The sequence below is a fragment of the Streptomyces sp. NH27 genome, from assembly GCF_056859195.1.
Window position 1 is genome coordinate 1 of the sequence record NZ_JACEGK010000274.1, and the last position, 10331, is coordinate 10331.

Here is a 10331-nt window from a genome sequence, read left to right on the forward strand (position 1 = left end):
CGTTGACGTCGCGGACGTTGATGTTGATCTCGACGACTTCGAGTCCGGTCATCAGCTCCACCGCGCTGGTGACGCTGCTGCGGATGTCGGAGGCGGTCTCGGCGATGTGGGTGCCGTAGACGACGACCACGTCGATGTCGAGGGCGGCCTGCTCCTCGCCGACCTCGACCTTCACCCCGCGGGTGTGGTCGTCGGAGCGGGAGACACGGTCGCGTACCGCCCCCACCGCTCGCGCGGCGCCGCCGCCCATCGCGTGAACGCCCTCGACCTCTCGGGTGGCGATCCCGGCGATGGTGGCCACCACCGAGTCGGCGATCGTGGTCTTCCCGGCGATGTCCTTCTTGCGCCCGGGTCCGGTCTTGGTGGAGTTCTCCGCGGTTGTCATGGGGCAAGCCCCTTCCCTCTCGACTGCTCGCTGACGAAATGCGGGCTCTTTACCACTGTGAACCCGCATCGGCACCCGTGCATCTCCGATGCGGTACGGCTCCGCCCGGGTGACACTGGGCGGATGGGCGCGCACACGGTCTGGTACGTCTCCTACGGCTCGAACACGCACCTGGCCCGGCTGGCCCGGTACCTGGTCGGGGGCCGTCCGGTGGGCGGGGCGCGGGACTACCCGGGCTGCCGGGACACCGCACCGCCGGCCAGATCCGTGCCGTGGGAACTGCCCGGTACCGTGTACTTTGCGACGCACTCCCCGGTGTGGGGCGGCGGGCGCGCCTTCTACGACCCGGACACGCCCGGCCGGGCGCTGGCCCGCGCACACCTGATCACCGTCGGCCAGTTCTCCGACATCGCCGCACAGGAGATGTACGCCGAGCCCGGCCGCGACCTCGACCTCACGGAAGTGCTGGCCACCGGGCGGAGCCGGCTGGGCCCGGGCCGCTACGAGACGCTGGTGCGGGCCGGCTCGCTGGACGGCGTGCGGTTGCTGACGTTCACCGCGCCGTGGGCGATGGCCGACGTGCCGTGGACGGTGCCGTCGGCCGGCTACCTCGACCACCTCGCGGCGGGCCTGCGCGAGGCCGGCGGCTGGGACGGCGCGGACGTCGCGCGCTACCTCGCCGAGCGCCCGGGTGCGGCCGGGCACTGGACCGCGCGCGACGGGGTACTCATGCCGGTGAAGCAGGCCGATCCGATCGATCCGGGGGACCCGGGGAAGCCTGGGGGACCCGGCGGACCCGGGGGACCTGGTCGGCCCGGCGAACCCGGCGAACCCGCAGGCCCCGCTAGGCGCCCCGGACCCGCCGGACGGCTAGGCTCGTAAGGCGGCTGGAGCAGGTGCGGCCGTTCGTCGTGTGGTGAGTGTGGTGACCCCCGGGAGGGCTCATGCAGGGGCGACGCAGCAGTACGTTCTCCCGGCTGCTGCGGCATGGCTTCACCGATGCCGCGACCGCCGAGCGCCTGCTGGAGGACGACGTGCTCGCGGGCGTACGCGGCGACCCGGTGCTGCTCGAAGCGCTCGGCGCCACCGCCGACCCCGACCAGGCTCTGCTCGGCCTGGTCCGGCTCGCCGAAGCGCTGGAGCCGGGTGAGCGCCGCACCCTGCTGGACACCGTGACCACCGCCAAACCGCTGCGGGACCGGCTGTTGGGCGTGATGGGCGCCTCCGAGGCGCTGGGCGACCACCTGGCCCGGCACCCCGAGGACTGGCATGCCCTGGTGACGTACGAGGCACGCGATCTGCATCCGGGCGTCGAGGAGTTCGAGGACGGGCTGGCCGCCGTCCGCACCCCGGACGCGCTGCGCGCGGCCTACCGGCGGTGCCTGCTCGGCATAGCGGCCAGGGACGTGTGCGGCACCAACGACCTGGTGCGTACCGCCGCCGAGCTGGCCGACCTCGCGACGGCCACGCTGCGCGCCGCGCTGGCGATCGCCGCCGCCGAGCTGCCGCAGGACGCGGCGGCCTGCCGGCTCTCGGTGATCGGCATGGGCAAGTGCGGCGGCCACGAGCTGAACTACGTCTCCGACGTGGACGTCATCTTCGTCGCCGAACCGGCCGAGGGCGCTGCCGAAAACAACGGCGCCACCGACGACACCGCCCCGCTGCGGGCCGCGACCCGGCTGGCCGTGCGGATGATGGGCATCTGCTCCGACACCACCGCCGAGGGCACGATCTGGCCGGTGGACCCCAACCTGCGCCCCGAGGGCAAGAACGGCCCGCTGGTGCGCACCCTCAGCAGCCATGTCGCGTACTACCGGCGGTGGGCGAAGACCTGGGAGTTCCAGGCGCTGTTGAAGGCCCGGCCGGTCGCCGGGGACGTGGCACTCGGCGCCGAGTACGTCGCCGCGATCCGCCCGATGGTGTGGCAGGCCGCCGAGCGGGAGAACTTCGTCACCGACGTGCAGGAGATGCGCCGCCGGGTGGTCGAGACCATCCCGGCCGCACAGCTCGAACGGGAGCTGAAGCTCGGCCCCGGCGGCCTGCGCGACGTGGAGTTCGCGGTGCAGCTCCTGCAACTCGTGCACGGCCGCACCGATCCGAGCCTGCGCAGCGCCAACACCCTCACCGCGCTCGCCGACCTCGCCAACGGCGGCTACGTCGGCCGCGCCGACGCCGCCGCCCTGGACGCCGCCTACCGCTTCCTGCGGCTGATGGAACACCGCATCCAGCTCCAGAAGATGCGCCGCACCCACCTGGTGCCCGACGACGAGGCGGGACTGCGCCGGCTCGGCCGGGGCCTGGGCTTCCGCGCCGAACCGGTGCAGACCCTCAACCGGGAGTGGAAGCGGCACGCCCGCGAGGTGCGGCGGCTGCACGAGAAGCTGTTCTACCGCCCGCTGTTGGACGCCGTCGCCCAGCTCGACACCGACCAGACGCGGCTCAGCACCGACGCCGCCCGGGTCCGGCTCCAGGCCCTCGGTTACGCCGACCCGGTCGCGGCGATCCGCCACCTGGAGGCGCTGGCCAGCGGGGTCAGCCGCAAGGCCGCCATCCAGCGCACCCTGCTGCCGGTGCTGCTCGGCTGGTTCGCGGATTCCGCGGACCCCGACGCCGGGCTGCTCGGCTTCCGCAAGGTCTCCGACGCGCTGGGCAAGACCCCGTGGTACCTGCGGTTGTTGCGCGACGAGGGCGCCGCCGCCCAGCGGTTGGCCCGGGTGCTCTCCTCCGGCCGGCTCGCCCCCGACCTGCTGATGCGCGCCCCCGAGGCGGTCGCCCTGCTCGGGTCGAGGGACGGCCTGACCCCCCGGGACCACCAGGCGCTGGAGCAGGAGGTGTTGGCCGCCGTCGGCCGCGCCGACAGCCCCGAGCAGGCCATCGCGGCCGTCCGCGGGGTCCGCCGCCGCGAGCTGTTCCGCACCGTCGCCGGCGACCTGATCGACACCTACGGCGACGACGAGGAGTCCGACGGCCCGCTGGACCCGGCCGTTCTCGTCGACCGGGTCGGCACCGCCGTGTACGGGCTGACCTCGGCCACTGTGGCCGGCGCGCTGCGGGCCGCGGTCAACGCGGTCACCGGCGGCGACGCGCACCCGCTGCCCACCCGCCTCGCCGTGATCGGCATGGGCCGCTTCGGCGGCCGCGAACTCGGTTACGGCTCCGACGCGGACGTGATGTTCGTGCACGAGCCGCGCGAGGGCGCCGACAGCGGTGACGCCGGCCGCGCCGCGATCGCCGTCGCCAACGAACTGCGCCGGCTGTTGCAGATCCCCACCGCCGACCCGCCGTTGCTGATCGACGCCGATCTGCGGCCGGAGGGCAAGTCCGGCCCGCTGGTGCGTAGCCTCGCGTCGTACGAGGCGTACTACCGGCGCTGGTCGCTGGGGTGGGAGAGCCAGGCGCTGTTGCGGGCCCTCCCGGTGGCCGGCGACCGGGAGTTGGGCGAGCGGTTCATCGCGCTGATCGATCCGCTGCGCTACCCCGAGGACGGCCTCGACGAGGAGGCGGTGCGCGAGATCCGCCGGCTCAAGGCCCGGATGGAGAGCGAGCGGATGCCGCGCGGCGCCGACCGCACCACCCACGCCAAGCTCGGCCGGGGCGGGCTGTCCGACGTGGAGTGGACGGTGCAGCTGCTCCAACTCCAGCACGGCGCCCGGCTGCCGTCGCTGCGCACCACCGGTACCCGGGCCGCGCTGGCCGCCGCACACGCGGAGGGCCTGATCGAGGCGGCGGACCTCCAGGTCCTGGACGAGGCGTGGGTGCTGGCCACCCGGGTGCGCAACGCGGTGATGCTGGTCCGCGGCCGCCCCGGTGACACCTTTCCCGGTGACGGCCGGGAGCTGGCCGCGGTCGGCCGCTACCTCGGCTATCCGGCCGGCCATGTCGGCGACATGCTGGAGGACTACCGCCGCCGCACCCGCCGCGCCCGCGCGGTGGTGGACCGGCTGTTCTACGACGCGTGAGGTGGGGCGGCGACGCGTGAGGTGGGGCGGCTGGCCGGCAGCGGTTCAGGACTTCCCGGTGTGCTGCTCCGCCAACTGCTGCTCCCAGGACCGCGGCAGGTGGTACACCCAGCGGCCGTACAGCAGGCACACCAGTCCGTAGCCGGCGGCCAGGCAGATCACGCCGCCGACCGCGTCCAGCCAGAAGTGGTTGCCGGTGGCGATGATGACCGTGAAGGTGAACAGCGGGTAGAGCAGGGCCAGTAGCCGCACCCACTTGCGCCGGGCCAGGTTGAAGACGGTGACGCCGCACCACAGCGACCAGCCGATGTGCATCGACGGCATCGCCGCGTACTGGTTCGACACGTGCGCCAGGCTGCCCTGGGACAGCGAACCCCAGGTGTGGTGCACGGCGACCGTGTCGATGAAGCCGGCGCCGGCCAGCAGCCGCGGCGGGGCCAACGGGTAGGCCCAGAAGCCGATCAGCGCCAGCCAGGTGGTCGCGAACAGCACCAGCCGGGGCGGCGCGTAGCGGTCGGGATGGGCGACGTACAGCCACACCAGCACGCCGATCGTGATGACGAAGTGCAGCGAGGCGTAGTAGTAGTTCATCCCCACGATCAGCCATGTCACCGAGTTCAGCGCATGGTTGACGCTGTGCTCGATGCCGAGGCCGAGGTGGCGTTCGAAGCTCCACACGTCGGCGGCGTGTCGCAGTGCGGTGGTGCGCTCGGCGGGGACCGCGTTGCGGATCAGGGAGTACAGCCAGTAGCTGACGCCGATCAGCACCAGTTCGAACCACAGCCGGGGCCGGCGCGGGGTGCGCAGCCGGTTCAGCAGGGCGCCGGGCGACCAGCCGTGACCGGGCGCCCGGTAAGCGCCGCCCGCACCCCGCCCGGCGCCGTTTCCGGCGGCGTCGGAGGGGTCGGTGCGGCGGTCCTTCAGCGACTTGGCGGTGTTGGCGGTCGATTCCCCCATGGGACACCAGTCTGCCAGATCCGGCCGGTCAAACAGGGCCCATGCCCGCTGAATCGGACATCCCGCGTGTCGTGTCGGCCCGGCGGGTCAACCGGCCGACGGCCGCCCGCGGTCGGCCGGCCCGGCGGCCGTCGAGCCGCGGACCACCAGCTCGGGCATGAAGACGAACTCGCTGTGCGGGGGCGGGTTGTCGCCGATCTCCTCCAGCAGCGCGTTCACCGCGGCCTGGCACATGGCGGGAACCGGCTGCCTGATGGTGGTCAGCGGCGGATCGGTGAAGGCGATCAGCGGGGAGTCGTCGAAGCCGACCACCGAGATGTCACCGGGCACCGTACGGCCCAGTTGACGGGCGGAGCGGATCGCGCCGAGCGCCATCATGTCCGAGGCGCAGACGATCGCGGTGCAGCCGGTGGCTATCAGCGCACCGGCCGCGGCCTGCCCGCCCTCCAGCGTGTACAGCGAGTGCTGCACCAGCGCCTCGGCGTCGCCGGTCGGCAGGCCCAGCACCTCGCCCATGGACGCGACGAAGCCCTCGATCTTCCGCTGCACCGGCACGAACCGTTTCTGCCCGACGGCCAGGCCGATCCTGCGGTGCCCGAGCGCGGCCAGGTGCGTGACGGCCAGCCCCACCGCGGCGCGGTCGTCCACCGACACCGACGGCGCGTCGATCTTGTCGGAGTAGCCGTTGATCAGCACGAACGGCACGCCCTGGCCCTGGAGCCGGGCATACCGCCCGGTGTCGGCGGTGGAGTCGGCGTGCAGGCCGGAGGCGAAGATGATGCCCGCCACCCCGCGTTCGACCAGCATCTCCACGAGTTCGTCCTCGGTGGAGCCGCCCGGGGTCTGGGTGGCCAGCACCGGGGTGTAGCCCTGCCGGGTCAGCGCCTGGCCGATCACCTGCGCCATCGCGGGGAAGATCGGGTTCCCCAACTCGGGGGTGATCAGCCCGACCAGGCCGGCGCTGCGCTGCCGCAACCGGACCGGGCGTTCGTACCCGAGCAGGTCCAGCGCGGCCAGCACGGATTCGCGGGTGGCCGCGGAAACACCTGGCTTGCCGTTGAGCACCCGGCTGACCGTCGCCTCACTGACCCCCGCCTGGGCTGCGATGTCTGCGAGCCGCGCGGTCACAGCACCGGATGCTACGGGGCGGAACACCGCCATGTCAGATCGCCCACCAAATTGCCGTGTCGGCGGCGATCGTGACGAACTCGCCCGAATCGTCGGTAATCGGCCGATCGTCGGGCCGGTGCGTGTCCGGTCCCGCCGCCGGTCCCTCGCTCGACAGCAGCAGCCGGCCCGGCCGGGGCAGGCGTACCGGCGACGAGGTGGGGTTGATGGTGCAGACGAAGGCGCCGCCGGTCGCGTCACGACGGAAGGCGAGCACTCCCTCGGGCGCGTCGAGCCAGGTCACGGCAGTGCCGGCGCCGAGCGCGGGGTGGTCGCGGCGCACCGCGAGCGCGGCGCGGTACAGCTCCAGGGTGGACTCGGGATCGCCGGTCTGCGCCTCGACGCTCAGCTCCGCCCACTGCTCGGGCTGCGGCAGCCAGCTCGGCCCGCCCTCGACCGGACCGAAGCCGTACGGCGCCGAGCCGCCCGACCACGGGATCGGCACCCGGCAGCCGTCGCGGAAGCCGTCCTGCCCGGCCGCGCGGAAGAACGACGGGTCCTGACGCACCTCGTCCGGCAGGTCCGTGACGTCGGGCAGCCCCAACTCCTCGCCCTGGTAGAGGTATGCCGAGCCGGGCAGCGCCAGCATCAGCAAGGTGGCCGCGCGGGCCCGGCGCAGGCCGAGCTCGCGGTCACCCGGGGTGCGCAGCTGGGTCGGCGGCGCCTCGGGGGTCTGCCCGGCGCTGACCGGCGGGAGGTTGCCGAGCCGGGTGGCGTGCCGGGTCACGTCGTGGTTGGACAGCACCCAGGTCGCGGGCGCGCCGACCGCGCCCATCGCGTCGAGCGACCGGTCGATCACCTCACGCAGCGAGCCGGCGCTCCAACCGGCGGTCAGGTACTCGAAGTTGAACGCCTGGTGCAGCTCGTCGGGGCGCAGGTAGAGCGCGGCCCGCTCGATCGTCGGCGTCCACGCCTCGGCGACGGCGATCCGCTCCCGGCCGCCGGCCGCACCCACCGGCCCGTACTCGTCCAGGATGCGCCGCCAGTCCCGGTAGATCTCGTGCACGCCGTCCTGGTCGAAGTACGGCATCGCGGCGGTGCCCAGCAGCGCCACCTGTCCGGAGTGGCCGATGTCGGGCAGGCCCTCGGCCTTGACCAGGCCGTGGGCGACGTCGATCCGGAAGCCGTCGATACCCAGGTCCAGCCAGAACCGCAGCACCGAGCGGAACTCGTCGTGCACCGCGCGGTGGTTCCAGTTGAAGTCCGGCTGCTCGGGGGCGAACAGGTGCAGGTACCACTCGCCGGGGGTGCCGTCCGGCTCGGTGACGCGGGTCCAGGCCGGGCCACCGAAGATGGACTCCCAGTCGCCTGGCGGTAGTTCGCCGTGCTCGCCCTTGCCGGGGCGGAAGTGGAAGCGGTCGCGTGCCGCGGAGCCGGGGCCCTCGCGCAGCGCCTGCTTGAACCACTCGTGCTGGTCGGAGCAGTGGTTCGGCACCAGGTCCACGATGACGCGCAAGGACAGCGCGTGCGCGGCGCGGACCAGGTCGTCGGCGTCGGTGAGGTTGCCGAACATCGGGTCGACCGCGCGGTAGTCGGCGACGTCGTAGCCGGCGTCGGCCTGCGGGGAGGCGTAGAACGGCGACAGCCACACCGCGTCGACGCCGAGGTCCCGCAGATAGGGCAGCCGGGCGGTGATGCCCGGCAGGTCGCCCATGCCGTCGCCGTTGCCGTCGGCGAAGCTGCGCGGATAGACCTGGTAGATCACCGCGTCGCGCCACCAGTCTCTGCGCCCGGCGTCTGCGTCGGTCGCGGCGGCGGTGCTGGGCGCGTCGGTGAGGTGCTGGCTCATTGATTCCCTTTGGGGTTCGGGGGAACGACTAAGTGGCGTGCGGACGTGCGGCGTTGCGTCCGTCGGGCGTACGGGTCCGTGCGTACGAGGACGTGCCGGCCGGTGCGCGGGACGCGTACCGGTGGGGCCGGTGGGGTACGAGGTGCGTCAGCCCTTGGTGCCGCCGGCCGTCAGACCGGTGACCAGGTGCCGCTGGACGAGCAGGAAGACGACGGCCGCGGGTATCGCGATGAGCACCGAACCGGCGGTCATCGCACCCCAGTTGGCGCGGATGCTCGACGCGTACGTGGGCAGCCCGGCGGCCAGCGTGTAGTGCGTCTTCATGAACTGGCTGGAGTAGGCGACCTCGCCCCACGCGGTGAGGAAGCTGTAGAACGCGGTGACGGCCAGGCCCGGCCGGGCCAGCGGCAGGATCAGCCGCCAGAAGGTGCCGAACGGGCTGAGGCCGTCCATCCGGCCCGCCTCGTCGATCTCCCGCGGGATGGTGTCGAAGTAGCCCTTGAGCATCCACGCGCAGAACGGCACCGCGATGGTGCAGTACACCAGCACCAGGCCGAGGTAGCTGTCGAGCAGGTCCAGCCGGGCCATCAGGTTGTACAGCGGGACGATCAGCACCGCGACGGGGAACATCTGGGTGACCAGGAAGACCCACATCAGTTGCCGGTGGCCGGGGAACTTCATCCGGGAGATCGCGTAGCCGGCGCTGGCCGCGATGAACACGCCGAGCAGCATGGTCGCGCCGGCGACGATCACCGAGTTGAGCATCCAGTGCGGGAAGTCGCTGTGCAGCAGCACGAACCGGTAGTTGGCCAGGCCCAGGTGATGGATCACCTGGCCGGGCTGCTGCCAGGCACTGTCCGGGCCGAGCGAGATGAAGACGATCCACAGCACCGGGAAGACCGCGATGGCGCTGGCGGCGATCAAGGTGGCGTGCAGGGCGAGCGAGGCGCCCGTGCCGCGCTGCCCGCGGCCACGTGGTCCGCGGCCGCGGCCGCGCTGAATGGTGGCACTCATGGGTGACGGCTCCTCAGCTCTGCTCGGTCTTGATGCGGCTGCGGTAGAAGGTGGAGAAGGCCACCAGGATCAGCAGGATGACGATGCCGTACGACGCCGCGCTCGCGTAGTCGGAGATGCCGACGAACGCCTTCTCGTAGGCGAAGGTCACCAGGATGTCGGTGTCGCCGCTGGTGTTGCTGCCCAGCAGCAGGTAGATGATCGGGAACATGTTGAACGTCCACACGGTGCTCAGCAGGATCACCGTGCTGGTCACCGGGCGCAGCCCGGGCACCGTCACGTTCGTGAAGCGCTGGAACGGGGAGGCGCCGTCCATCTCCGCGGCCTCGTACAGCTCGTTGGGGATCGACTGGAGGCCGCCGAGGATCGCCACCATCATGAACGGCACGCCGCACCAGACGTTGACGATGATGACCGCGACCTTCTGCGCGAAGGGCGTGCCCAGCCAGTCCTGGGACGGCAGCCCGACGACGTTGATGATGTCGTTGAAGACGCCGTACTGCGAGTTGAACATCAGCCGCCAGGCGAACACCCCGACGAAGGCGGGCACCGCCCACGGCAGGATCAGCGCGAGCCGGTACAGCAGCCGGAACCGCATCGGCCGGTTGAGCAGCACCGCCATGCCCAGGCCGACGGAGTAGGTGATCCCGACGCAGGCGACGGTCCAGATCACCGTCCACTCCAGCCGCGGGTAGAAGTCGCCGTCCTGGCCGGAGATGATCTGCCAGTAGTTGTGCAGGCCGACGAAGTGGTAGCTGGCCGGCACGTGCACGGGGCCGATATTGGTGGCGACGTTCTGTGCGGTGGCGTTGGTGAAGGACAGGTAGACGCCGTATCCGAGCGGGTACAGCACCAGGACACCGAGAACGATCACCACGGGGGCGACCATCGCCCAGGCGTACCAGTGCTTGTCCCACGAGCGGGCGATCGACTTCAGCAGGCCCGGCCCGGGCTCCTTGGACCGCGCGGGGCGGCCGGGGCGCTCGGCCCGTTCTACGGTGGCGGTGGTCATCTCTCCTCGGCTCTGTCGTTGCCTGGGGCGGGACTTGGGGGCTTGGGG

The 10331-nt window shown here is 72.2% G+C and carries 8 protein-coding genes; 2 read left to right on the forward strand and 6 right to left on the reverse strand.

All coding sequences use genetic code 11. The features are described 5' to 3' along the window. On the reverse strand, nt 1-385 hold a 385-nt coding region (locus AC13HU_RS21830; protein WP_483043607.1), incomplete at its 3' end, for an Asp23/Gls24 family envelope stress response protein. A 123-nt stretch (nt 386-508) separates the two neighbouring features. On the opposite strand from AC13HU_RS21830, the gene AC13HU_RS21835 reads away from it, so the two are divergent. Both AC13HU_RS21835 and AC13HU_RS21840 read left to right on the forward strand, forming a co-directional pair. Beyond that, nucleotides 509-1267 carry a histone deacetylase gene (locus tag AC13HU_RS21835; RefSeq protein WP_483043608.1) on the forward strand — a complete coding sequence of 253 codons (759 nt, stop codon included), beginning with the start codon at nt 509-511 and terminating at the stop codon, nt 1265-1267. 62 nt (nt 1268-1329) lie between these two features. After that, nucleotides 1330-4344 (forward strand): bifunctional [glutamine synthetase] adenylyltransferase/[glutamine synthetase]-adenylyl-L-tyrosine phosphorylase, encoded by a 3015-nt coding sequence (locus AC13HU_RS21840; protein ID WP_483043609.1) that lies wholly within the window; start codon nt 1330-1332, stop codon nt 4342-4344. Nucleotides 4345-4389: 45 nt separating this feature from the next. Here the strand turns inward: AC13HU_RS21840 and AC13HU_RS21845 are convergent, their stop codons facing one another. The 5 genes from AC13HU_RS21845 to AC13HU_RS21865 form a co-directional block, all read right to left on the reverse strand. Further along, a complete protein-coding gene (locus AC13HU_RS21845) occupies nt 4390-5301 on the reverse strand; it encodes a phosphatase PAP2 family protein (RefSeq protein WP_483043610.1) in 912 nt (303 codons plus the stop codon). 87 nt (nt 5302-5388) lie between these two features. Next, a complete protein-coding gene (locus AC13HU_RS21850; RefSeq protein ID WP_483043611.1) occupies nt 5389-6429 on the reverse strand; it encodes a LacI family DNA-binding transcriptional regulator in 1041 nt (346 codons plus the stop codon). Between the two features lie 34 nt (nt 6430-6463). After that, nucleotides 6464-8257, reverse strand: coding sequence for a glycoside hydrolase family 13 protein (locus AC13HU_RS21855; protein WP_483043612.1), 1794 nt, complete (start codon nt 8255-8257; stop codon nt 6464-6466). A 147-nt stretch (nt 8258-8404) separates the two neighbouring features. Beyond that, nucleotides 8405-9271, reverse strand: a complete 867-nt coding sequence (locus AC13HU_RS21860; protein ID WP_483043613.1) for a sugar ABC transporter permease — start codon at nt 9269-9271, stop codon at nt 8405-8407. A 13-nt stretch (nt 9272-9284) separates the two neighbouring features. Further along, a complete protein-coding gene (locus AC13HU_RS21865; protein ID WP_483043614.1) occupies nt 9285-10283 on the reverse strand; it encodes a carbohydrate ABC transporter permease in 999 nt (332 codons plus the stop codon). Between the last annotated feature and the right edge of the window lie 48 nt (nt 10284-10331).